The organism is Streptomyces griseorubiginosus (assembly GCF_001514195.1).
GTDB lineage: Bacteria > Actinomycetota > Actinomycetes > Streptomycetales > Streptomycetaceae > Streptomyces > Streptomyces griseorubiginosus.
Genome location: NZ_KQ948738.1, coordinates 272,072 through 294,375 on the forward strand (window position 1 = coordinate 272,072; position 22,304 = coordinate 294,375).

20 protein-coding genes are annotated in these 22,304 nt (G+C 72.9%); 15 read left to right on the forward strand and 5 right to left on the reverse strand.

Features of this window, described 5'->3' with window-relative positions; genetic code table 11:
* Positions 1-2 precede the first annotated feature (2 nt).
* The 7 genes from AQJ54_RS23970 to AQJ54_RS24000 all read left to right on the forward strand — a co-directional run bounded on the left by AQJ54_RS23970 (position 3) and on the right by AQJ54_RS24000 (position 8,140).
* Positions 3-1,676, forward strand: coding sequence for a hypothetical protein (locus AQJ54_RS23970; RefSeq protein WP_062240849.1), 1,674 nt, complete (start codon positions 3-5; stop codon positions 1,674-1,676).
* A gap of 84 nt (positions 1,677-1,760) precedes the next feature.
* Positions 1,761-3,017, forward strand: a complete 1,257-nt coding sequence (locus tag AQJ54_RS23975) for an AAA family ATPase (RefSeq protein WP_248845427.1) — start codon at positions 1,761-1,763, stop codon at positions 3,015-3,017.
* The gene (locus AQJ54_RS23980; RefSeq protein ID WP_062240853.1) at positions 3,014-4,375 is read left to right on the forward strand and encodes a vWA domain-containing protein; all 1,362 of its coding nucleotides are present in this window, start codon (positions 3,014-3,016) and stop codon (positions 4,373-4,375) included. The genes AQJ54_RS23975 and AQJ54_RS23980 overlap by 4 nt, the downstream gene beginning before the upstream one ends.
* A gap of 102 nt (positions 4,376-4,477) precedes the next feature.
* On the forward strand, positions 4,478-5,377 hold the full coding sequence (locus tag AQJ54_RS23985) for an amidohydrolase family protein (protein ID WP_062240855.1): 900 nt from the start codon (positions 4,478-4,480) through the stop codon (positions 5,375-5,377).
* A gap of 161 nt (positions 5,378-5,538) precedes the next feature.
* The gene (locus tag AQJ54_RS23990; protein ID WP_062240857.1) at positions 5,539-6,477 is read left to right on the forward strand and encodes a metal ABC transporter solute-binding protein, Zn/Mn family; all 939 of its coding nucleotides are present in this window, start codon (positions 5,539-5,541) and stop codon (positions 6,475-6,477) included.
* Positions 6,474-7,274, forward strand: coding sequence for a metal ABC transporter ATP-binding protein (locus AQJ54_RS23995; RefSeq protein ID WP_062240858.1), 801 nt, complete (start codon positions 6,474-6,476; stop codon positions 7,272-7,274). Before AQJ54_RS23990 ends, AQJ54_RS23995 begins: the two co-directional genes overlap by 4 nt.
* A complete protein-coding gene (locus AQJ54_RS24000) occupies positions 7,271-8,140 on the forward strand; it encodes a metal ABC transporter permease (protein ID WP_062240861.1) in 870 nt (289 codons plus the stop codon). The genes AQJ54_RS23995 and AQJ54_RS24000 overlap by 4 nt, the downstream gene beginning before the upstream one ends.
* 6 nt (positions 8,141-8,146) lie before the next feature.
* Here AQJ54_RS24000 and AQJ54_RS24005 read toward each other — a convergent pair whose 3' ends face one another.
* A complete protein-coding gene (locus tag AQJ54_RS24005) occupies positions 8,147-8,938 on the reverse strand; it encodes a helix-turn-helix domain-containing protein (protein WP_062026397.1) in 792 nt (263 codons plus the stop codon).
* Between the two features lie 70 nt (positions 8,939-9,008).
* Here AQJ54_RS24005 and AQJ54_RS24010 point away from each other — a divergent pair, with 70 nt between their 5' ends.
* The 5 genes from AQJ54_RS24010 to AQJ54_RS24030 all read left to right on the forward strand — a co-directional run bounded on the left by AQJ54_RS24010 (position 9,009) and on the right by AQJ54_RS24030 (position 13,177).
* The gene (locus tag AQJ54_RS24010) at positions 9,009-9,830 is read left to right on the forward strand and encodes a phytanoyl-CoA dioxygenase family protein (RefSeq protein WP_174857009.1); all 822 of its coding nucleotides are present in this window, start codon (positions 9,009-9,011) and stop codon (positions 9,828-9,830) included.
* Entirely contained in the window at positions 9,827-10,126 is a 300-nt protein-coding gene (locus tag AQJ54_RS24015; RefSeq protein ID WP_062026396.1) for a hypothetical protein, read from the forward strand. The genes AQJ54_RS24010 and AQJ54_RS24015 overlap by 4 nt, the downstream gene beginning before the upstream one ends.
* A gap of 91 nt (positions 10,127-10,217) precedes the next feature.
* On the forward strand, positions 10,218-11,975 hold the full coding sequence (locus AQJ54_RS24020) for a SpoIIE family protein phosphatase (protein ID WP_062026395.1): 1,758 nt from the start codon (positions 10,218-10,220) through the stop codon (positions 11,973-11,975).
* A gap of 284 nt (positions 11,976-12,259) precedes the next feature.
* Positions 12,260-12,634: a roadblock/LC7 domain-containing protein gene (locus AQJ54_RS24025; protein ID WP_062026394.1), complete on the forward strand. Its 375-nt coding sequence runs from the start codon at positions 12,260-12,262 to the stop codon at positions 12,632-12,634.
* Between the two features lie 153 nt (positions 12,635-12,787).
* Positions 12,788-13,177, forward strand: a complete 390-nt coding sequence (locus tag AQJ54_RS24030) for an ArsR/SmtB family transcription factor (RefSeq protein WP_030316789.1) — start codon at positions 12,788-12,790, stop codon at positions 13,175-13,177.
* Here AQJ54_RS24030 and AQJ54_RS24035 read toward each other — a convergent pair.
* Genes AQJ54_RS24035 through AQJ54_RS24045 form a run of 3 tightly spaced genes read right to left on the reverse strand, consistent with a single transcriptional unit; the run spans position 13,143 to position 15,882 of the window.
* Positions 13,143-13,724 (reverse strand): hypothetical protein, encoded by a 582-nt coding sequence (locus tag AQJ54_RS24035; protein WP_062240862.1) that lies wholly within the window; start codon positions 13,722-13,724, stop codon positions 13,143-13,145. The two genes, AQJ54_RS24030 and AQJ54_RS24035, sit on opposite strands and share 35 nt — an antisense overlap.
* On the reverse strand, positions 13,721-15,184 hold the full coding sequence (locus tag AQJ54_RS24040) for a sensor histidine kinase (RefSeq protein ID WP_062240865.1): 1,464 nt from the start codon (positions 15,182-15,184) through the stop codon (positions 13,721-13,723). Before AQJ54_RS24040 ends, AQJ54_RS24035 begins: the two co-directional genes overlap by 4 nt.
* A gap of 2 nt (positions 15,185-15,186) precedes the next feature.
* A complete protein-coding gene (locus tag AQJ54_RS24045; RefSeq protein ID WP_062240866.1) occupies positions 15,187-15,882 on the reverse strand; it encodes a response regulator transcription factor in 696 nt (231 codons plus the stop codon).
* Positions 15,883-16,040: 158 nt separating this feature from the next.
* On the opposite strand from AQJ54_RS24045, the gene AQJ54_RS24050 reads away from it, so the two are divergent.
* The 3 genes from AQJ54_RS24050 (at position 16,041) to AQJ54_RS24060 (ending at position 21,345) form a co-directional block, all read left to right on the forward strand.
* Positions 16,041-16,862: a DUF3152 domain-containing protein gene (locus AQJ54_RS24050; RefSeq protein WP_062240868.1), complete on the forward strand. Its 822-nt coding sequence runs from the start codon at positions 16,041-16,043 to the stop codon at positions 16,860-16,862.
* A gap of 30 nt (positions 16,863-16,892) precedes the next feature.
* The gene (locus tag AQJ54_RS24055) at positions 16,893-20,339 is read left to right on the forward strand and encodes a S8 family serine peptidase (protein ID WP_169808248.1); all 3,447 of its coding nucleotides are present in this window, start codon (positions 16,893-16,895) and stop codon (positions 20,337-20,339) included.
* Between the two features lie 190 nt (positions 20,340-20,529).
* Positions 20,530-21,345 carry an SAM-dependent methyltransferase gene (locus AQJ54_RS24060; RefSeq protein WP_062026388.1) on the forward strand — a complete coding sequence of 272 codons (816 nt, stop codon included), beginning with the start codon at positions 20,530-20,532 and terminating at the stop codon, positions 21,343-21,345.
* Between the two features lie 87 nt (positions 21,346-21,432).
* Here the strand turns inward: AQJ54_RS24060 and AQJ54_RS24065 are convergent, their stop codons facing one another.
* A complete protein-coding gene (locus tag AQJ54_RS24065; RefSeq protein WP_062026387.1) occupies positions 21,433-22,269 on the reverse strand; it encodes a helix-turn-helix domain-containing protein in 837 nt (278 codons plus the stop codon).
* Between the last annotated feature and the right edge of the window lie 35 nt (positions 22,270-22,304).

Below are 22,304 nucleotides of genomic sequence, written 5' to 3' on the forward strand. Positions count from 1 at the left end.
TGATGCTCCCTTGGACTGCGAACGAGGACTCCTCCCGTACGTCTTTCTGGCCGCGCGTGCGCGAGTTCGCCGTGCCGGCCTCCATGATCGAGACCGCGACCGCCCGGCGTCTCGCCGGCGACTGGGCCGGGGCGTGTGCCGCCGCGGGCTTCGACATCGACCTCACCCTCCGTGCCGCGGCCCGCGATCACGGCCGGGACCTCATGTCCCGGCTCCGCGCCGATCTGCGGGCCCTGGCTCCCGACCTGCTGCGCTGGCACATGCCGAGGATCGCCCCGGACGGGCTGCTGAGGCCCGGGCTGACCCTGACGCTGGCGCGGTACGAGGCCGCCGACGGCCCCGTACACCTCGTGGCCAGGACCGCACCCGCGTGGGCGGACTCCGGTCAGCGGATCAGCCTCGCGCTGTGGTCCCGCTCCTCGGACGAGGCCGTACACCACCCGCATCCCCGCCCGAACCGACGCTTCCGCCTGGATCTGCACCGGCATCTGTGGGATGCGGGCAGGGTCGGGGAGTTGTGGGAGCGGTCGGGGGCGGGGGGAGTGCTGGGGCGGTCGGGGGGTGGGGAGTTTCCGTGGCTGCCGCCTGCCGGAGAGCCGCTGGAGCGGGTCGCGGCGGGTGAGCCACGGCAGTGGTCCGCGGTCGGTGAGCCACGGCAGTGGTCCGCGGACGGGGATCCGCCGCGGCAGGACGCAGCCGGGGAGTTCCGGCAGAGCGCCGGGCCCGGCCATCCACAGCAGTGGCCCGGCTCCGGAGAGCCGCCGCGGCAGGACGCAGCCTGGCAGTTCCGGCAGAGCGCCCGGCCCGGCCATCCACAGCAGTGGTCCGGTTGCGGAGAGCCGCCGTGGGAGTGGTTCGACGGCGGTCGCGCTTCCCCCTCCGGTGCTGCGTCGCTCGCCCCGCTGCCCGACGGCTGTGCCGTGGACCGCTGGGCCGCCGAGGCCCGGATTCTGCTCGCTGCCGAAGGGCGGTCCGCCGGGCGGGTGTTGGTGCGGTGCGGCGGACGGCAGCGGGTGGTGTGGGAGGTGGATCCGCACCGAGCGGTTCCGGTGCCGTGCGACGGTCCCCTGCCCCTCCTCCCCGTCTTGCCCGACGCGGCGACCTGGATCCTCCCCGACCTCGAACTGCTCCGCACCGGCGCGATCGAGGCGGACCGGCTCCACCCCCTGGTCGCTGAGGCCCTCGTCCCGGGGCACGCGGCCACCGGCCCGCCCCCGGTTCCCGACCGGCCGGGGCGACCGCACACCGTGGAGTGCCGGGGTGCCCGCCACCGGATCGGTCTGGTCGACGGGGTGCTGGCCCCACTGGACCACGACCCGGACGAGATCCGCCGCGAGGAGCTGCTGGTCGCGCTCACCGGCACGCCGCTCCCCTGCCTCCAGGCCATCGACGAGGCGCACCGCCGCCCGCACTGTCTCGACGGCGTGCGCGAGCGCCTCGCGCACGGGGACCTCACCGGCGCCCTGGCCGTGGTGGAAGGGCTGCTCGGGCCCGAGGCGCTGCTGCGTCCCGGTCCGCTCCGGGAGGCACTGGAGGCGGCCGCGCATCAGCGGATCACCTACGGCCTGTTCAGAACGGGCATGACGGGACCGGGCCCAGCCTGGTACCGCCCGACCCCGAACGGCCGCCGCCCCCGGAACCACCGCACCCGTCCACGCCGCGCGACCCCGCGCTAAACGCACCCGGGCCGGCGGACTCCGACCCGCTCGCCTCGACGCACCCGCCCTCCCTCCCTTCTCACGCCCCAAAGGTGATGCCCCATGCCCATTGCTGTGCCCACGCCCACGCCCACGCCCGCCGCTTCTGCCGCCCCCTCCCCCACCTCCCAACTCGACGTCGCCGCAGACCTGTTGGCCCTCCTGCGCGCCTCCACCACCGAACCCCGCCCCGACGACCAGCTGGAGGCCCTCACCTTGGCCGTGGCCGCCGATCTGCCCGTCCTGCTGTGGGGTGAGCCCGGTATCGGCAAGACGGCCGCGCTGACACAGCTCGCCGCCGCCCTGGACCTCCCGCTGACCACCGTGATCGCCAGCGTGCACGAGCCGTCCGACTTCGCGGGGCTGCCCGTGGTCGGCGACGATCCCGCGACCCAGGGTGTGCCGATGGCCCCGCCGGACTGGGCGGTACGGCTGGTGCGGGCCGGCCGGGGGCTGCTGTTCCTGGACGAGCTGTCCACCGCGCCGCCCGCCGTCCAGGCCGCACTGCTCCGGCTGGTGCTGGAGCGGCGGATCGGCGCCCTGCGGCTGCCGCCCGGGGTGCGGATCGTCGCCGCTGCCAACCCCCGTTCCTCGGCGGCCGACGGCTGGGAGCTGAGCCCGCCGCTGGCCAACCGGTTCGTCCATCTCCAGTGGACCCACGACCACGACGTCGTCGTACGCGGACTGGGTGGGACCTGGCCGCGGGCCACCCTGCCTCGGCTGGACCCGGCGAGGCTGCCGGAGGCCGTGGACTTCGCCCGGCGCGCGGTGTGCGGGCTGCTCGCCGCGCGGCCCACGCTGGTGCACCGGCTGCCCTCCGGGGAGACTCAGCGGGGCGGGCCCTGGCCCTCGCCCCGCAGCTGGGACATGACCTTGTCGCTGATCGCCTTCGCGACCGCGGCAGGCTCCTCGCGGGACGTGTTGTCCTCGCTGGTCCGGGGCACGGTCGGGGACGGCCCCGGCCTCGAACTGCTGGCGAGCCTGGACCGGTTGGACCTGCCGGACCCGGAGGACGTGCTCGCCGATCCGGCGGGGGCCGTGCTGCCCGAGCGGGGCGATCTGCGGCAGGCCGTGCTCGACGGCGTGGTGGCCGCCGTGCGCGCCCGTCCTGAGCGGGCCCGCTGGGACTCGGCCTGGGCGGTGCTGGTACGGGCGCTGGAGACCGGGGCGCCGGACCTGGTGGTGGTGCCCGCGACCACGCTCGCCTCGCTGCGCCAGGAGGACTGGGACGTACCCGCGGCGATCGACAAGCTCGCCGGGACGGTGGCGCTGTCCCGCCGTGCGGACCGGGCCGCGGTCGCCGCGCAGGGTCGCCGATGAGCACGCACAGCACCGCGGACACGCACCCCGCCGAAGACACCGGCCGACAGGCGAACCCGACGGCCGCACGTCGGGCGGCCGTCGAGGAGGCGGACCCGCCGCCCACCCCGCAACCAGCCCGCCTCGACCGCGACAAACTCTTCGCCGCCCGACTCCACGCCGCCCGGACCCGCCCCTACCTGGCCACCGCGCTGTTCGCCCTGCACACCGTCGAGTCGCCGCACGTGCCGACCATGGGCGTCGACCGGTACTGGCGCTGCTACGTCTCCCCGGCGTTCGTGGCCCGGACGCCGGTGGAGGAGCTGGCGGGGGTGTGGGTGCACGAGGTGTCGCACCTGCTGCGGGACCACCACGGGCGCGGCGACCGGCTGGCCCGGGAGCGCGGGCTGACCGGGCTGGGAGACCGGCTGCGGATGAACATCGCCGCGGACTGCGAGATCAACGACGACGTGTACGGCGAGGGGCTGGTCCGGCCGGCCGGTGCCGTCGAGCCCTGGAAGCTGCGGTTGCCCAACGACCGGCTGATGGAGGAGTACGTCGGCGACATCAGCCTCGGACCGCTCACCCTGGACCTGTCCTGGCTGGACTGCGGCAGTGGCGCGGACGGGCTGGAGCGGGAGTGGGACCTGGGGCCCGACGGCGCCGACGGGCTGAGCGAGCAGGAACGCGACGCGGTCCGCTTCCGGGTGGCGCAGGGCATCAACGCGCGGCCAGGCAACACGCCGAAGGGCTGGCGGAGGTGGGCGGAGGAGGCGTTCCATCCCCCGCAGCCCTGGCGGGAACTGCTCGGCGCGGCGATGCGCTCCGCGGTCTCCGCCGGCGGCGCGGGCGACGACTACAGCTACGGCCGGCCGGCCCGGCGCTCCGCGGGCCTGCCCGGAGTGGTGCTGCCGAGTCTGCGGCGCAGGCCGCCGAGGGTCTGCGTGATCATCGACACCTCCGGTTCGGTCAGCGACGAGGAACTGGGCAGCGCGCTCCTGGAGGTCGCCGCCATCGCCCGTGCCGTGGGCGGCCGCCGTGACCTGGTCCACGTCCTGTCCTGCGACGCGGCGGCCGGGGCCGTGCGTCCGCTGTGCCGGACCGAGGGCATCCCGCTGGTCGGCGGCGGGGGCACCGATCTGCGCACCGGTTTCCGGAAGGCGCTGCGCTCCGGTCCCCGCCCGGACGTCGTGGTGGCCCTGACCGACGGCGGGACGCCCTGGCCGAGCGCGCGCCCCCCGTGCCGTACGGTCGTCGGGCTTTTCTCCCGGCCGGGGGTGAGCCAGGCACGACGGGAGAACAATCCGGAGTACGTGCCGAAAACGCCGCCCGCGTGGGCCCGCGTGGTCGAGATCGGGTCGGTGTCCGCGGCCCGGTGAGGTCCACTGGTCCTGTGGGGTGGACGCGGGGGTGGTCGGCCACGAGATCATGGGGGCCTGCGATGTCCGGAGCACCTTGCGCGCCTGGGTGGGAGGAGCGTCATGACCAATGTCGACGTGCACCAGCATCTGTGGAGCCCCTCGCTGGTGACGGCCTTGAGGGCGCGGCGCGAGCCGCCGTTTCTCGACGGCTGGACCCTGTATCTGGACGGCGAGCCGCCCTACGACCTCCCGCCCGCCGACCACGACGCGACCCTGCGCGCGGAACTCGCCGCCGCCGACGGCCTCGGTCTGGCGCTGGTCTCGCTGTCGGCGCCGATCGGCGTGGAGTGGCTGCCCGCGGCCGAGGCCCGGCCGCTGCTGGACGCCTATCACGAGGGTGCGGCCGCGCTGCCCGAGCCGTTCGGGGCGTGGGCGGCCGCCGGGGTGCGCGACATCGACGCGAGGGGGACGGCCGAGGCTCTCGACCAGGGTTTCGTCGGGCTCCAGCTGCCCGCCAACAGCCTTGTGGACGCGATGGGTTACGCCCGCTGCGCCCCGCTGCTCGATCTGCTCGAGGAGCGCGACCTGCCGCTTTTCGTCCATCCGGGACCCGCGGCCGGGGGTTCCGCGGGTCCCGGCTGGTGGCCCGCGATGGTCCCGTACGTCCAGCAGATGCACGCCGCCTGGTTCGCCTTCCGTGCCTTCGGCCGGCCCCGGCACCCCCGGCTGCGGGTCTGCTTCGCGCTGCTGGCCGGGCTCGCCCCGCTGCACGGCGAACGGTTCGCCGCGCGTGGGGACGGCGGGAGCGAGCCGGACCCGCTGGTGTTCGTGGAGACGTCCTCGTACGGGCCGCGCGCGGTCGAGTCCGTCGTCCGGGCCCTCGGCGTGGACGCCGTGGTCCAGGGTTCGGACCGGCCGTACGCCGAACCGCCGGGGCACCCCGGCCACGGGCTCGGCGGAGCGGCGGCCTACGCCTTCCGGATCGCCAACCCGCGCAGGCTCCTCACCGGGAAGGAATGAGCGGGCGTTCCTCGGCCGGGTGCCGCCGGTCGCAGGCCTGTGACCAGGAACAGGTCAATTAATGGCAACGGTTTTCACATACCGGCACTCGGGACTGTTTACGACAATCATTTCCATCTAGCGTGACGGGGCCATCAGAAACGCGCTTGGAGGATCGATCCATGTCCACGTCCCCGTCCCGCCGCATCGCGCTGCTCTTCGGCGCCTCCGTCGCCCTGCTGGCCGGCTGCGGCAGCTCCTCGGACTCCGGGAGCGGTGGGAGCGCGTCCGCCGCCCCGGCGGCCTCGTCCAAGGTCGCCGTAGTCGCCTCCACGAACGTCTACGGCGACATCGTCTCGCGCATAGGCGGCGACAAGGTCTCCGTCACCTCCGTCATCAGCGACCCCGACCAGGACCCGCACTCCTACGAGGCCAGCCCCCAGAACCAGTTGGCCCTGTCGAAGGCGAAGGTCGTCGTCGAGAACGGCGGCGGCTACGACGACTTCGTGGACCGCATGCTCAAGAGCGGCGGCAACTCCTCCGCCGAGGTGATCAACGCGGTGAAGGTCTCCGGAAAGACCGCGCCCAAGGGCGGCGAGCTCAACGAGCACGTCTGGTACGACTTCCCCACCGTCGCGAGGATCGCCGACCGCATATCCGCCGCCCTCGGCAAGGCCGACCCCGCGAACGCCGCGCTCTACACGAGGAACGCCGGGGCCTTCAAAGCGCAGCTCGCGCCGCTGGAGGCCAAGGAGGCGCAGATCAAGAAGGAGCACGCCGGTGAGGGGATCGCCATCACCGAGCCGGTTCCGCTGTACATGACCGCGGCGAGCGGCCTCGTCGACAGGACGCCCGCCGCGTTCAGCGAGGCCGTCGAGGAGGGCACCGACGTCTCCCCCAAGGTGCTCCAGGAGGCGCTCGCCCTGTTCTCCGGCAAGAAGGTCAAGGCTCTGGTCTACAACGAGCAGACGTCCGGACCCCAGACCGAGAAGTCCGAGCAGGCGGCCAAGGCGGCCGGCATTCCGGTGGTCCCGGTGACGGAGACCCTTCCCAGCGGCAAGGACTACCTCGGCTGGATGACCTCCAACGTCGACGCGCTCGCGAACGCGCTGGCCAAGTGAGCTCCGTCATCAGCCTGCGCGGGGCCGCGCTCTCCTACGGCCCGCGCACGGTCTGGCACGACCTCGAACTCGACGTCCGGCCAGGGGAGTTCCTCGCCGTGCTGGGTCCGAACGGAGCGGGCAAGACCAGCTTCGTGCGGGCCCTGCTCGGCCGGCAGCCGCTGTCCGCCGGGGAGTTGACGGTGCTCGGCCGTCCTCCCCGGGAGGCCGCCCGGCACATCGGGTACGTCCCCCAGCAGGCCGCCCTGTCCGCTCAGGCGATGCTCCGCGCCCGTGACCTCGTGCGGTTCGGCATCGACGGCCACCGCTTCGGACCACGCCTGCGAACGGCCGCCGTACGCAAGCGTGTTGACGAGATCCTGGATGCCGTGGGTGCCTCGGCGTACGCCGATGTCCCGGTCGGCACGCTGTCCGGCGGCGAGCGTCAACGCGTCCGCGTCGGGCAGGCGCTCGCGACCGATCCCCGCATCCTGCTGTGCGACGAGCCGTTGCTCTCCCTCGACCTCCACCACCAGCGTGCGGTCACCGAGTTGGTGGACGCCCGCCGCCGCTCCCACGGCACCGCGGTGGTGTTCGTGACGCACGAGATCAACCCGGTGCTCGACCTCGTGGACCGGGTGCTGTACCTGGCGCCGGGCGGTCACCGGGTCGGCACCCCCGACGAGGTGCTGACCTCCGCGTCCCTGTCCCGGCTGTACGGCACCCGGGTCGACGTCGTCCACGTGGACGGCCGGATCGTGGTGGTCGGCGCCCTCGACGACCCCGCGCACCACGTGCCCGAGGAGGTCCACCCGTGAGCGTCTGGCACCAGCTGTTCGACTTCGACGACTACGGCGAACTCCTCGTCCTGGTCCGCAACTCGCTCGTCGTCGGAGCGGCCCTCGGTCTGGTCGGCGGACTCGCCGGGGTCTTCGTCGCGATGCGCGACCTGCCCTTCGCGGTGCACGGCATCAGCGAACTGTCCTTCGCGGGCGCCTCCGCGGCCCTGCTGCTGGGCACGAACATCGTGGCAGGCTCGATCACCGGCTCCCTGCTCGCGGCCGGAGCAATCGGCGTGCTCGGCACGCGCGCACGGGACCGCAACTCGGTGATCGGCATCCTGATGCCGTTCGGGCTGGGTCTGGGCGTGCTCTTCCTCGCCCTGTACAAGGGGCGGGCGGCCAACAAGTTCGGGCTGCTCACGGGGCAGATAGTCGCCGTGGACACCCCGCAGACGGCCTGGCTGCTCGCCACCTCCGCGGTCGTCCTGACCGCCCTCGTGGTGATGTGGCGCCCGCTGGCCTTCGCGAGCGCGGACCCCGATGTCGCCGAGGCCCGCGGAGTGCCGGTGCGCGGTCTCTCCTTCGCGTTCATGATCGTGCTCGGCCTCGCGGTCGCCCTGTCGGTGCAGGTGGTGGGCGCCCTGCTGGTGCTGTCCCTGCTGATCACCCCGGCCGCGGCCGCCGCCCGTGTCACCGCGTCCCCGGTCCTGCTGCCGCTGCTGAGCGTGGTCTTCGCGACGGCCTCGATCGAGGGCGGCATCCTGCTCGCCCTGGGCAGCAGCATCCCGATCAGCCCGTACGTGACGACGGTCTCGTTCGCGTTCTACGTCGTCTGCGGTGCGGTCGGCCGGTACCGCGCCCGGCGCGGGGGTGCGCGGCGAGCGGTTCCGGCACCGGCGTGAGAGGTGTCATCCCCTCGGTTGCCCGTGCTGCTCGCGTACCGCCCGCGGTGACGCCCCCAGTTCCTTGCGGCACGCCTTGTTGAAGGCCTGGAGGTCGGGGACGCCGACCGTGGCCGCGACGGCCGGGATGGCGAGCGTCGAGGCGACGAGCAGGTGCCGGGCGCGGTCCATGCGGCGGCGCCGGATGTAGGCGACGACCGTACGGCCGGTGTCCTCACGGAACAGCCTGGTCAGGTGGGTGTGCGAGACCCCGGCGGCGCGGGCGACGGCGGGCACGGTCAGGGGACCCGCCAGGTGCTCCTCGATGTAGGCGACGGCCGTGCGCAGGGCGGGGTGCCGGGAGCCGGGGCGGGTCTCGGCCGCGGTGAGGCCCGTGGTGCGCCACAGCACGGTCCACAGCTCGGCGGCGGCCCTGGCCTTCGACTGCGCGCCGGCCGCGACCGTCTGCCGCAGCAGTCCGCCGAGCACACCCGCTTCGGCGCCGGCGTCCTGCATCACCGGGACCCGGCGCCGCTCGCCCTCGCCGGGCAGCCGGAAGTGGGCGTACAGGTGCTCGCAGCGCGCGGAGTCGTAGTGGAAGTGGACCTCGGTGTCCGGCGGGACCAGGCTCACGTGGCCGGGGCGGATGGGGTGCCGGGTGCCGCCGAGGCCGAGGGTGCCGGAGTAGCCGTAGAGATGGAGCTGCCAGAGCCGCGGGAGCCGGAACACCTCGTGCGGGCCGGCGGAGCCGTGGACGCCGACGCCGGCGTTCTCCACCCGGGGCGGCAGGTCGAGGGCCAGGTCGACGTGGGTCGTCATGGTGGAAAATTACCAGTGGTCGCCGATTACGGCCCACGACTTCCGGGCCCGCAGTTCCTACGGTTGCCGTATGTCAACCACACGACAGCTGCTGAACTCCGTCCAGGTGGCGCGGTTCGTGGCCCACGGTTTCCTGCGCCTGGACGGCATCGTGCCCCAGGAGATGAACGAGGAGGCGCTGGAGGTCCTCGCCGCCGGGCTGCCCTCCGTGCCGTACGGCACCCCCGTGCCGAAGGCGTTCCCCGAGGGGTCCTTCACGCGCCGGCTCCTCGATCTGCCCGCCGTCGCGGGGGCGCTGGAGAGCCTGGTGGGGCCGGGTCCGGAGATCGACCACCACGCCCTGCACGTCCGCGAGCCGCGGGAGGGCAGCGCGCAGCCGCTGCACGCGGACGCCCTGATCGATGTGCGGCCGGACGCCTTCGACGTCCAGCTCATGTACTACCCGCAGGAGGTCACCGCGGACATGGGCGGCACGCTCATCGTCCCCGGCAGCCATCTGCGCCGGATCAACGAGTCCGACACCGGCCGCTACCAGAACCTGCTCGGCCAGACCCGGCTGACCTGCCCGGCCGGCACGGTGGTGCTGGTGCACCACGGGATCTGGCACGGGGGGCGGCGCAACGACAGCGACATCGTCCGCCGCATGTACAAGATCCGCTTCAACCCGACCGTGCCGCAGGTGCGGCTGTGGGACACCGCGGACCTGGACGCGCCGGCCGTCCGGGAGGAGCTGGGGCGCTACTTCCCCTGGTACGAGCAGGCCACCGCGCGGCTGGAGATCCTGAACCGGGTCCGGCTGTGGCGCACCCTGACCGGCGACCCCCACTTCGACATCGAGCACTGGGCCACCCGGATCGACAACCGGCCCGCCGCACAGAGGAGCACCGCATGACCCTCTCCACCACCGTGCGCCAGCAGGTCCTCGTCCTGTACCTGGACACCTCCGCGCTCGACTCGTGGGTCAAGGGCTGGGCGCGCTACGACGGCACCGGCCGCACCCGCCCGACCACCGGGGACAGCGACGAGCCGCCGTACCGGACCGGTGTCGAGGCCCTGCTGGACGGCTGGCGGCTCTTCCAGGCCTCGCAGCTGATCCCGCCGTACCCGGGGGCCGAGCACGAGACGTCGTTCCTCAAGCACGAGTTCTTCTTCGAGCGGCTGGTCGAGACGGCGGAGGAGCCGGGCTGAGATTCAGCTCATAGCTTCTCCGGCTCAAAATGTGGTCCAATACGCCATAAGTATGACGAAACGGACTCCGCCCTTCGAGGAATCACACCTGATGAGCCAGCCCCCGCTGTCCGCCCGTCCCGCGCCCTTTCTCTCCACGGAGAGCCTCAGGGCGCTGTCGGAGACGGCCCGGGCGGCGGGGACCGGGCAGGCGCTGGACGAGCTGTGGACGGCTCGCCGGTTCCTGGACGGGACACCGGCGGCCGTCGCCGTCCTGGACCCGGAGCTGCGCTACCTGTACCTCAACGACACCGTGGCGGCGCTCAACGGACTGCCCGTCGAGGATCACCTGGGCCGCCCGATGCCGGAGGTGATCCCGGGCTCGGGGCCCTCTGCGAGGGTGGCCCGCGAGGTGCTCCGCACCGGCCGGGCGCAGACCGTCGTGTTCGACGGGCGGGTGCCGGTCGATGCGGCGGACACACCGCGCTGGTGGCTCGGCGCGTTCCACCGGCTCGACGGCGAGAACGGCGAGGTCCTCGGGGTCGCCGCGGTCGTCATGGAGGTCACCGAGGGCATCCGGCAGCGGGAGTCGCTGCGGCGGGCGCAGGACCGCCTGGAACTGCTGGAGGAGACCGCCACCCGGGTCGGCAGCACGCTGGACGCGGCCGAGGCCTGCCGGGCGCTGACCGATCTGCTGGTGCCGCGGTTCGCCGACTACGCCGCCGTGGACGTCCTCGACCCGGAGGGCACGCGCAAGGCCCCGGCCACCCCGGTGCCGGTACGGCTGCGACGCATGGCGGTGGCCGCCGCGCCCGGCCTGCCCGAACCGCTCACGCCCACGACCAGGAGCGGTGAGGTGATCTTCCACCAGGCCAGTTCCTCGATGACCCAGGTGCTGACCGGTCACCGGCCCATGGTCCTCAACCGGCCGGACGACGACACCCTGCGGCTGCTCGCCCCCACCCGGCAGCGACTGGAGCACTACCGGGCCCTGAAGGTGCACTCCGTGGCCTATCTCCCGCTCATGGCCGGCGGTGAGCCCGTGGGGGCCGTCATCGTCGGCCGCCGGGCGGACTCCCCCGAGTTCACGCCGGAGGACGTCGAACTGCTGGAGCTGCTGACCGGGCGGGCCGCGACGGCGATCGCCCACGCCCTGCGCTACACCCACGAGCACGAGACCGCGCTGGAGATGCAGCGCGCCTTCCTGGCCACCCCGCACACCCCGGGGCCCGGCGTGGAGATCGCCAGCCGCTATCTGCCCGCCGGACGGGGCGCCGAGGTCGGCGGGGACTGGTTCGACGCCGTCGCCCTGCCCGGCGGACGCACCCTGCTGGTGGTCGGGGACGTCATGGGGCACGGGGTGCGGGCGGCCGCGGCGATGAGCGAGTACCGCTCACTGCTGCGCGCGCTGGCCCTCCAGGGGCTCGACCCCGACCGGCTGCTCACCGAGGCCGACCGCACGGCTCACGCCCTCGACCTGGACCGTGTCGCCACCTGTGTGCTGGCCCTGCTGGACCCCGCCGCCGGGGAGGCGGTCCTCGCGACGGCCGGCCATGTCCCGCCCCTGCTGGTGCGGCCGGACACCGCCCCCGAGCTGGCGGACCTGCCCGTCGGTCCGCCGCTGGGCACGGGTTCCGACGGCTACGAGAGCAGGCGCTGCCCGCTGCCGCCGGGCTCCCTGCTGCTCGCCTACACCGACGGACTGGTGGAGCGGCGGGGCGAGGACATCGACACCGGTCTCGCCGCGCTCACCACCCTTCCGCTCGCCTCCGGGCGGCCCCTGCCGGACGTCCTCACCAGCGTCCTCGACCGGCTGGCCCCGGCCAGTTCGGAGGACGACGTGACCCTGCTGGCGGCCCGCACCCACTGAGCACCGTCACGTCCGTGGCTCTCGGCCGACCTCGAAGTCCCTGTACCGGGCGCGGACGGGACGCTGCCGGCCGACATCGCCTTCGCCTTCGGCTCCGGTGTCATCTTCCGTTCCCCGAAGGCCAGTTGTGGCCCGGCAGGTGGTCGCCTCGTGATGGTGTTCGGTCAACGGGGAGCAGTCCCGAAGACCCCGGCCGCCGGCCGCCGCGCGGCGCATACGGTCCGGGGATCCGGCGGACGGACCCGGCAGGGCCCGCCGCGACCCACAGGCACAAGGGAGGCACCGTGGCGAGTGTGGAAGTGTCGCTGAAGGAGATGATGGCCGGCACGGAAGGGGCGGTGGCGGCCGCGGTCGTCGACTACACCAGCGGGATGGCGCTGGGCACCCTGGGCGGCGGCAAGGACCTGGACACGACGGTCGCGGCGGCCGGCAACACCGATGTCATCCGGGCCAAGGTCCGCACCATGGAGCAGCTGGGCCTCAAGAGCAACATCGAGGACATCCTCATCACGCTGGAGCACCAGTACCACCTCATCCGGCTGGTGACCGGCCGCAACGGCAACGGCCTGTTCCTGTACCTGGTCCTCGACAAGGCCCGCTCGAACCTGGCGATGGCCCGCCACCAACTCAAGCGGGTCGAGGAGCAGTTGGAGGTATAGGCCCGCTCCGGTCGGGGTCGTCGTGCGCCCACGATGTGAAGACTTCTTCAAGTCGCCACATCCACATGAGTCCATTCCGTGGCCGCCCGGCGTCCCCGACCAGCAGGATCGGCACCGACGACCCCGTACCGTCCGGCAGGGAGCGAGCGCCCCATGCAGGTCCCCCTCTACCAGGCCAAGGCGGACTTCTTCCGCATGCTCGGCCACCCGGTGCGCATCCGGGTCCTGGAGCTGCTCCAGCACGGGCCGGTGCCCGTCCGTGACCTGCTCGCCGACATCGACATCGAGCCGTCCAGCCTCTCCCAGCAGCTGGCCGTCCTCCGGCGGTCCGGCATCGTGGTCTCCATCCGGGAGGGTTCCACGGTGAGTTACGCGCTGGCCGGCGGTGACGTCGCCGAACTCCTGCGCGCCGCCCGCCGTATCCTCACCGAGCTCCTCGCCGGCCAGAACCAGCTCCTGAGCCAGCTCCAGCAGGCGGACACCGCGGCCGCCCCGGCGGGGAGCCTGCTCACCGAGCGGGGCAGCGCGCGTCCGACGTCCTGACCAGGTGTCCGCCGCCGGTCACCGCCGCGGTCATCGAGGGGGTGCCGGGGCGGGTGAGGCGGTACGCGGCGGTGGCCGTGCACACCAGCTGCCGTACGCCGAGATCACTCAACCCGGCCATGCCCACCGGCAGTCGGATCGTCATCGTGCTCCCCGTGACCGTCGCGGTCGGGGTGTCCGACGCGGAGCTCCCGGCCGCGCCGGGCGGGTCCGACGGCGAGCCCCCCGGTACGTCGACGGCGGCCGACGGCAGTGCCATGGCGGTCGGGAGGAGGGGCAGCTCGGTGGTGAGACCGTCGGTGGTGTCGGTGCCGCCCTCCCCGGCCAGCGGACCTGCGATCAGCAGTCGCAGCGCGTCCGTGGGGTCGCCGGGTCGGCCGGTGTTGCGTTGCATGGCGACGAGTCGGCCGTTCTCGACGAAGTAGACCGGCGTGAGCGGCAGGACCCCGCTCGCGGGACCGCCCGCCTCGACCACCCCGGTCGCGGGGATCCCGCAGGAGGTGAGGGCGAGCAACGCCAGCAGCGGGGCGCGGTGCAGTGCCTTCATGGCCGGTACTCCTCGGTCGGCTCCGCCCGCCGCAGCGGGAGTTCCACGGTGAAGACGGCACCGCCCGCCGGGTGGCCGGCGGCGCGCACGGTACCGCCGTGGAGGCGGACGTTCTCGGCGGTGATGGCCAGGCCGAGGCCACTGCCCTCGGAGCGGATCCGGGCGCTGTCGGACTTGTAGAACCGCTCGAAGACATGGGGCAGGACGTCGGACGGGATGCCGGGGCCGCTGTCCCGGACCTCGATCACGGCCACCGTGTCGTCCCCGCCCAGGCGCACGGTGACCGGACGGGCGCCGTGCTTTAGGGCGTTGCCCACCAGGTTGGCGACGACCACGTCGATGCGGCGCGGGTCGACGCGTGCGCGGACCGCGTGCGGCGGCGGCAGTTCGGTCTCCACCGTGTCCGTCCAGCCGCGGGAGCCGAGGGTGCGCCGGATCGACTCGGCGAGGTCGATCTCGTCCAGGTGGAGCACCGCGGCGCCCGCGTCGAAGCGGGAGATCTCCATCAAGTCGTCGACGAGCCGGGCGAGTTTGACGGTCTCCGTGCTGATCAGCCGGACCGCGGTGGCGGTGTCCGGGTCCAGTCGGGCGGCGTCCTCGTCGAGGACGTCGGTGACCGCGGACATCGCGGCGAGCGGGGTGCGCAGTTCGTGCGAGACGTCGGCGGCGAAGCGGCGGGCCCGCGCCTCCATCTCGCGCAGTTCCGCGACCGAGGTCTCCAGTGCGGCAGCCGTCTCGTTGAACGTGTGGGACAGCTCGGCGAGTTCGTCGGAGCCGTTGACCGCGAGCCGCGTGTCCAGGCGGCCCTCGGCGACCCGGCGGGTGGCGAGCCGCAGCTTGCGCACCGGGACCAGCACGCCGCGCGCGGCGAGGAGGGCGAGCACCACGGCGAGGGCCAGGGCGGCCACCATGGCCCGTTCGGCCGCGGTCACCAGGGCGTCGACGTAGGCCTGTTCGGTGGTCTGCGGGACCACCAGGAACACCCGGACCCCGCTGGCCGTCTCGACGCTGTCCGGGATGCGCTGGGTGCTGAAGAGGATCGACATGCCGACGACGAGGGAGGTGCGGCCGTCGTGGCGGACCCGCTGGAACACGGTGGCCCGGCTGGACGCGACGGCCTCGCGCAGGGCGGGAGTCACCTCGGTGAAGGGGTCGCCGGAGGCGGAGGAGCCGCTCAGGTCCCCGTAGGTCACCAGGACCCGCCAGCTGCCCTGGGACTCGGTGGCCGCCGTGTCCTCCGCGAACTTCCGCAGCGCCGACCGCTCGGGAGGGAGGGCGAGTTCGGCGGCGTGCTGGTTGAGCTGGGCGCGCAGTTGTCTGATGGTGGCGTCCTGACTCTGCTGGAGCACTCCGGTGCGGGCCTCCCGGAAGGTCAGGGCACCCGTCGTGACCGCGGAGACCGCGGCGACGAGCCCGAAGGCCACCACCAGGCGGAACCGGAGCCCGCGCAGCCGGCGCATCCTCACGGCGCCGCGAATCGGTAGCCGAAGCCGCGCACGGTGTGGATGTACCGGGGTGCGCGGGGCGGTTCGGACATCTTGGTGCGCAGGCGTTTGACGCAGGCGTCCACCAGACGTGCGTCGCCGTGGTAGTCGTGCTCCCAGACCGCCTCCAGAAGCTGCTGACGGCTGAACACCTGGCCCGGCGAGGCGGTCAGGGTGAGCAGGAGCCGCAGCTCGGAGGGGGCGAGGGCGATCGGCTCGCCGTGCAGCGCGACCGTCAACCCGGCCCGGTCGACGGCCAGTTCGCCGTAGGTGTGGATCTTCGGCAGGCCCTCGGCGCCGGGCGCGGCCCCGGCCGCCCGGCGCAGGACGGCACGTATGCGCGCGTCGAGCACGCGGGCCAGGACGGGTTTGACGACGTAGTCGTCGGCGCCGGCCTCCAGGCCGACAACGATGTCCACTTCGTCCCCCCGGGCGGTCGCCATGATGATCGGCAGGGTCTGGTCGAGGTTCCGTACGGTGCGGCACACCTCCAGACCGGTCATGCCCGGGAGCATCAGATCGAGGACGACGATGTCCGGCCGGAAGGACCGCAGCCGCTCAAGACCCTCCTCGCCGGTCGCGGCGGCGGCGACGTCATGCCCCTGCCGGCGCAGGGCCAGGGCGACGCCCTCCCGGACGGCCGGGTCGTCTTCGATCAGCAGTACGCGTGACATGCGCACAGTATCCACATCGACATGACCACGAGGAGGGTTATCGTTTCGTTACCTTCCGGGCCAGGTCCGATCACATGGCGATCACATCGTGAACGACCGTGACAGCGCACAAACGAAACCCCGGCGGCGGTCGTCGCCGGAAACGCTCCGCGGGGCGCGTGCAGGGCCGACTGACCGGCGGTCTGGCCGCGTTGGCGGTTTTCGCGGCGGTCGGTGGCGCGGTGGTGGCGTGGCTGCCGTCCGACGCGAAACGACCGCCCACGGCGACCGCGCCTTCAGGGACCGGTTCCTCCACGGCCACCGCGCCTTCCGGGAGTCCGGTGACCGACTCCCCCGCGTCCTCCGGAACTCCGGCGCCGCCGCGGACCGGTGAGCCGCCGGGACGGAACAAGTCGAGCCCTTCCACGACTCCCCTTCCGGAGAGCGGCCCGGGGACCTTCGTCACCGCGCCCGGCCACAGCGGGAAGGTCGGCAGGGGCACACCCCTGCGCTACCGGGTCGAGGTGGAGAAGGGCATCGCCATCTCCCCCGCGGACGTGGCCGCACAGGTGGAGCGGACCCTGGCCGACCCGCGCGGCTGGACGGCCGACGGCCACTCGGCGTTCCAGCGGGTGTCGAGCGGGCCCACCGACTTCAGGGTGCGCCTCGCCACCCCGGGGACCGTCGACGCGATCTGCGCCGAGGGCGGCCTCGACACCGGCGGCAAGGTCAATTGCAGCGTGCACGACGACGTGATGGTCAACCTCAGACGCTGGGTCCTGGCGACCGAGTTCTACACCGACGATGTCGTCGGGTACCGCTCCCTGATCATCAACCACGAGGTGGGCCACTTCCTCGGCCACGGCCATGTCACCTGCCCCGGCGAGGGCCGGCCGGCCCCGGCGATGATGCAGCAGATCAAGGGCCTGCACGGCTGCGTCCCCAATGTCTGGCCGTACGACCGCGACGGCCGCCTGATCACGGGCCCCACCGCCCCGTGAGTCCTGATCCCCCAACGAACTGGAGTTCAGATGCAGTTACGCGTACGCCACAGACACGCGGCCCTGGCCGCGGGGGTGGCTTCCGCGGCCCTGGTCCTCGCCGGGCTGCCGACCGGGGCGGGAGCCGTCGGCACGGGAACGGTCGGCGCTGGAGCCGTCGGCACGGGAACGGTCGGCGCGGGAGCCGTCGGCATCGCGTCGGGCAAGAGCGGCCGTACCGCCTCGGCGGTGAAGACGGTCACGCTCGTCACCGGCGACCGGGTCCTGGTGGACGGCACCGGGCAGGTCTCCGGTGTGCAGCGGGCCCAGGGCCGCGAAGGCATGCCGTTCTCGGTCCGGGTCGTCGCCGGGCACACCCGGGTCGTTCCCGGTGACGCCCAACTGCTGCTGGCACAGGGCAAGTTGGACCCCCGACTGTTCGACGTCACCCAGTTGGTCAAGGACGGCTACGACGACAGGGGCCGTTCCGACCTGCCGCTGATCGTCACCTTCCGTGGCAACAAGGCGCCTTCCACCAGTCCGTTCACCGCCGCCGGGGCACGGCTCGGCCGGCAGCTGCCGGTCGTCAACGGCAGGGCGATGCGCTCCGCGAAGAAGCGCGGTGCCGGGTTCTGGAAGGCCGTGACCGACAACTCGGCCGCGGGGACGGCGCGGTTCGCCTCCGGGGCCGGCGTGGAGAAGCTGTGGCTCGACGGGAAGCGCCGGGCCTCGCTCGACCGGAGCGTCCCGCAGATCGGCGCACCGACCGCCTGGGCGGCGGGCTTCGACGGCACCGGCACCAAGGTCGCCGTCCTGGACACCGGCATCGACAGCAGCCACCCCGATCTCGCGGGCAAGGTGGTCGCGGAGCACGACTTCAGCGGCACCGGCAGCACGACCGACAGGTACGGGCACGGCACGCACGTGGCGTCCACCGTGGCGGGCAGCGGAGCGAAGTCCGGCGGGAAGTACAAGGGCGTCGCACCCGGCGCGGAACTCCTCAACGGCAAGGTCCTGGACGACTGGGGCGAGGGCGACGACTCCGAGATCATCGCGGGCATGGAGTGGGCGGTGGCCCAGGGCGCGGACGTCGTCAACCTGAGCCTCGGCGGCCCGGATCTCCCCGGCGTCGACCCGATGGAGGAAGCGGTCGACCGGCTCTCCGCCGAGTCCGGCACCCTCTTCGTCATCGCGGCCGGCAACGAGGGCGACGGCGAGCGGACCGTGGGCTCACCGGGTAGCGCGGCGTCCGCCCTGACCGTCGGCGCGGTCGACAAGTCCGACGCGCTCGCCGACTTCTCCAGCCGCGGTCCGCGCGTCGGCGACGGCGGGGTCAAGCCGGACCTGACCGCGCCGGGGGTCGCCATCACCGCCGCGGCCGCGGCGGGCAGTTTCCTGGCGGAGCAGTATCCCTCCGACGTCCCCGGCTACCTGACGATCGAGGGCACCTCGATGGCCACCCCGCATGTGGCGGGCGCGGCGGCGATCCTCGCCCAGCAGCACCCCGGCTGGAGCGGTGAGCGGATCAAGGCGGTGCTGACCGGCTCCGCGAAGCCGGGCACGTACAGCTCCTTCCAGCAGGGCACCGGACGGGTCGATCTGGTCCGGGCGCTGGACGAGAGCGTGGTCACCGAGCAAGGCCCGCTCGACTTCGGCGTCCAGCAGTGGCCGCACGACGACGACACGGCCCGGACCAAGAAGCTCACCTACCGCAACCTCGGCACCGGGCCGGTCACGCTCGACCTGTCCGTGGACGCGTACGGAGTGGACCGAAAGCCCGCCGCCGCAGGCATGTTCACCGTCTCCCCGCAGCGGATCACGGTCCCCGCGGGCGGCGAGGCGAGCGCGGAGGTCACCGCGGACACCCGCGCCGGAACCGTGGACGGCAGCTTCGGCGGCTCGGTCACGGCCTCCTCCGCCGACGGCAGGATCCAGGTGCGGTCCGCGGTCGGGGTGGACCGCGAGGTCGAGTCGTACGACCTGACGCTCCGGCACACCGACGAGGACGGCAGGGCGACCGGCGATGCCGTGACCTCCGTCGCGGACCTGAACGGCAGCTTCTACGCCGAGTACGCCGACGAGCGGGACGGCGAGCTGACCGTCCGGCTGCCCAAGGCCGACTACCTCCTCAACGGGGTGATCCACCCGTCGACCAGCTCCGCCACGCACGCCGTCCTGGTCCAGCCGAAGCTCAGCCTGGACCGGGACATGACGGTGGATGTGGACGCCCGGCAGGCGAAGCCGGTGGACGTCACCGTGCCGGACGCGGGGGCCGTGAACGACGACGCCGCGGTCACCGTGGAGTACGGGCGGGGCGAGGGGCTCGACGACGCCCATCTCGAGTTCCTGTTGCCCACCTTCGTGGGCTCCCGGTTCGGGCGGCTCGGCCCGGACGGCTCGGTGACGGGGCTGACCTCCCTGTTCTCCGGCCGCTGGGCCGGCAAGGACAAGGACGGCAGGCCGGTCAACTACCACCTGAGCTGGTACCGGGAGGGCAGCCTGGACGGCTTCACCGCGAAGATCGCACGGAGACAGCTGGCCAAGGTGGAACTGGAGGTCGGCGAGCCGGTCGACGGCCGGCGCGTCCAGGCCGAGGTGACCCCGCACCTGCCCGACGGCCGTCTGGTGCCCGGCGGGAGCGACATGCGCGGCGACCTGCCGTACCGGAGCACCGAGTACGTCCTCGACAACGGGGTGAAGTGGTCGGTGCGCACCTGGCAGCGCTTCGGTGACGGCCAGGACGCGGTCTTCGAGGGCTTCCTGATGCGCATGCCGAGGCACTGGAAGGCCGGCCGCACCTACGCCGAGCGATTCGGCGTCGGCGTCTTCGGACCGGTCCTGAACGGCCCCGACGACCTCGGGCCGGGCAGGGGCTACCCGGGTGTCGGCCGCGACGGGAACACCCTCAGGGTCTTCCTGCCGCTGTTCGGCGACGGCTCCGGGCACTGGGGTCTGAGCAAGCCGGCCTCGGTGACGTCCCGGCTGGAGGCGGACGGCAAGGAGATCGCCGACGACTACGGCATCCAGCCGACCACCGACCCGACGGAGTACACCCTGCCCGCCGGGGACACCGCGTACCGGCTGACCGTGGACAACTCCCGTGACCCGGCCGTGTATCCGGTCAGCACCCGTGTCCACGCCGAGTGGACCTTCCGCTCGGCGAAGACCCCCGAGGGCGACTTCGCCACGGTGCCTCTGTCCACGGTCCGCTTCAGCCCGAAGCTGACCCTGGCGAGCACCGCGAAGGCGGGCCGGCACTTCGAGGTGCCCTTCACCGTCGAGGGGGCGGCGGCCGGACAGCGCCCGGCCGCGCTCGCCTTCCAGGTGTCGTACGACGAGGGCAGGACCTGGCAGCCCGCCAAGTCCGTCGGCGGGACGCACCTGTCGCTGAAGCACCCGGCGAAGGCGGGTTCCGTGTCGCTGCGCGCGGAGCTGACCGACCGGGCGGGCAACACCGTGACCCAGACGATCGAAAGGGCCTACCTGATCACCGAGTGACCTGCCCACGCACCTGTGCCCGGGACGGCCGTACCGCCGTGCCGGGCACAGGCGTGTCCCAACCACCGTAAGAAAACGGCCGGTTGGGGCCAATGATTCACATGGGGTGACTCACGGGGACTAACGTGGAAGGCCCCGAACGGCGTTCGACCGTTCGGCGGTTCCCCCATCGCGCACACGAGGAGCGTCCATGGCTGATCAGGCGGAGAACGCGGCAGCGGAGGCACTGCCCAAGATCGACACCTCCGTCCCCCAGTCGGCCCGGATCTGGAACTACTGGTTGGGCGGGAAGGACAACTACGAGGTCGACCGGGTGGCCGGGGACGCCTTCCGGGAGATCTTCCCGGGGATCGAGACCGGCGCCCGCGCCGCCCGGTACTTCCTGGCCCGTGCCGTCCGCCATCTCGCCGGTGAGGAGGGCGTACGGCAGTTCCTGGACATCGGCACCGGGCTGCCCAACGTCGACAACACCCACCAGATCGCCCAGCGGGTGGCCCCGGAGTCCCGGATCGTCTACGTCGACAACGACCCGCTGGTGCTGGCCCACGCCCGCGCGCTGCTCACCAGCACACCGGAAGGCGTCACCAACTACGTCGACGCCGATCTGCGCGACCCGGCCACGATCCTGCGGGAGGCCGCGCGGACCCTGGACTTCGACAAGCCCGTCGCCCTCATGCTGATGGGCATCCTCGGCCACATCGAGGACCACGAGGAGGCGTGCGCGATCGTGCGGGAACTGGTGGCCGGGCTGCCCTCCGGCAGCTTCCTCGTGCAGTACGACAGCACGGACACCAGCAAGGACTACCTCGAGGCCATCCAGCAGTACAACGAGGGCGGTTCGATCCCGTACATCCTGCGCAGCCCCGAGCAGATCGCGCGCTACTTCGACGGTCTCGAACTGCTCGAACCGGGGGTGGCGTCCTGCTCGCGCTGGCGCCCCGACACCGAGGCTCTCGGTCTGCCGGCCGAGGTCCACCAGTACGGCGGGGTCGCGCGCAAGAACTGAGACGGACCCAGGAGTCAGGACCCAGGAGTCAGGACCCAGGAGTCAGGTCTCCTGGAGTCAGGTCTCCTGGAGTCAGGTCTCCTGGAGTCAGGTCTCCTGGAGGATGCGGTGCAGGATCGTGGGCGTCTCGTCCGGTGACTCGGCCTCCACCGCGAGGCTGTTCAGCGCGTCCCAGTAGGACTCGATGTCGGCGGGCCGGTCCGGGTAGAGCCCGGTGGTGAGTTGTTCGAGGTAGACCAGGTCGGGCAACTCGCTGCCGGGCAGCCGCACGACGGTGATCGGGCCGCCCTCCGCGGAGTGGCCGCCCCCGTGGAACGTCATGACCTGCACGGTCACCTGGGGAAGCCGGCACATGTCGATGAGGTGCCTCAACTGGGCGCGCATGGTCGCGGCTCCGCCGACCGGGCGGCGCAGCGCCGCCTCGTCGAGCACGGCCCACAGCCGGGTCGCGGGCCGCCGGTGCAGGATCCGCTGCCGGGAGAGGAGTAAGGCCACGCGTCGCTCGATCTCCTGTGGGGAGGCGTCGGCGTGGGCCCGCCGCAGGGCGGCACGGGCGTAGTCCGGGGTCTGGAGCAGGGCGGGGACGCGCTGCACCTCGAAGCAGCGGACCAGGCTCGCCGCCTGTTCGGCCGCGAGATAGGCCTGGGCCCAGGCGGGCACGACGTCATGGAAGTCCTGCCACCAGGCTGGGGTGTTGGCCTCCTCGGCGAGCGTCATCAGGGTGGCGCGCTCGGCCTCGTCCGTGACCTCGTACAGGGTGAGCAGGTCGGCCACGTCCCGCAGCTTGAAGCCGTGGCGGCCCGCCTCCATGCGGCTGATCTTGGACCGGGAGCCGCGGATCACGTGCCCGGCGGTCTCCCGGGAGATGTCCTGGCGTTCCCGCAGTGCGCGCAGCCGTGCTCCCAGCAGCAGCCGCGGCACCATGGGCCCGGCCGACGCACCGCCCAGGAGTCCGTGTT

Excerpts from the sequence above, each read along its gene's own strand:
- AQJ54_RS24035 (WP_062240862.1), bottom strand. The coding sequence starts at position 13,724 with ATGAAGGCACTGCACCGCGCCCCGCTGCTGGCGTTGCTCGCCCTCACC.
- AQJ54_RS23985 (WP_062240855.1), top strand. The coding sequence starts at position 4,478 with ATGACCAATGTCGACGTGCACCAGCATCTGTGGAGCCCCTCGCTGGTG.
- AQJ54_RS24010 (WP_174857009.1), top strand. The coding sequence starts at position 9,009 with ATGTCAACCACACGACAGCTGCTGAACTCCGTCCAGGTGGCGCGGTTC.
- AQJ54_RS24055 (WP_169808248.1), top strand. The coding sequence starts at position 16,893 with ATGCAGTTACGCGTACGCCACAGACACGCGGCCCTGGCCGCGGGGGTG.
- AQJ54_RS24065 (WP_062026387.1), bottom strand. The coding sequence starts at position 22,269 with ATGGTGCCGCGGCTGCTGCTGGGAGCACGGCTGCGCGCACTGCGGGAA.
- AQJ54_RS24005 (WP_062026397.1), bottom strand. The coding sequence starts at position 8,938 with ATGACGACCCACGTCGACCTGGCCCTCGACCTGCCGCCCCGGGTGGAG.
- AQJ54_RS24015 (WP_062026396.1), top strand. The coding sequence starts at position 9,827 with ATGACCCTCTCCACCACCGTGCGCCAGCAGGTCCTCGTCCTGTACCTG.
- AQJ54_RS24020 (WP_062026395.1), top strand. The coding sequence starts at position 10,218 with ATGAGCCAGCCCCCGCTGTCCGCCCGTCCCGCGCCCTTTCTCTCCACG.
- AQJ54_RS23970 (WP_062240849.1), top strand. The coding sequence starts at position 3 with ATGCTCCCTTGGACTGCGAACGAGGACTCCTCCCGTACGTCTTTCTGG.
- AQJ54_RS24045 (WP_062240866.1), bottom strand. The coding sequence starts at position 15,882 with ATGTCACGCGTACTGCTGATCGAAGACGACCCGGCCGTCCGGGAGGGC.
- AQJ54_RS24040 (WP_062240865.1), bottom strand. The coding sequence starts at position 15,184 with ATGCGCCGGCTGCGCGGGCTCCGGTTCCGCCTGGTGGTGGCCTTCGGG.
- AQJ54_RS24060 (WP_062026388.1), top strand. The coding sequence starts at position 20,530 with ATGGCTGATCAGGCGGAGAACGCGGCAGCGGAGGCACTGCCCAAGATC.
- AQJ54_RS23980 (WP_062240853.1), top strand. The coding sequence starts at position 3,014 with ATGAGCACGCACAGCACCGCGGACACGCACCCCGCCGAAGACACCGGC.
- AQJ54_RS23975 (WP_248845427.1), top strand. The coding sequence starts at position 1,761 with ATGCCCATTGCTGTGCCCACGCCCACGCCCACGCCCGCCGCTTCTGCC.
- AQJ54_RS24030 (WP_030316789.1), top strand. The coding sequence starts at position 12,788 with ATGCAGGTCCCCCTCTACCAGGCCAAGGCGGACTTCTTCCGCATGCTC.
- AQJ54_RS23990 (WP_062240857.1), top strand. The coding sequence starts at position 5,539 with ATGTCCACGTCCCCGTCCCGCCGCATCGCGCTGCTCTTCGGCGCCTCC.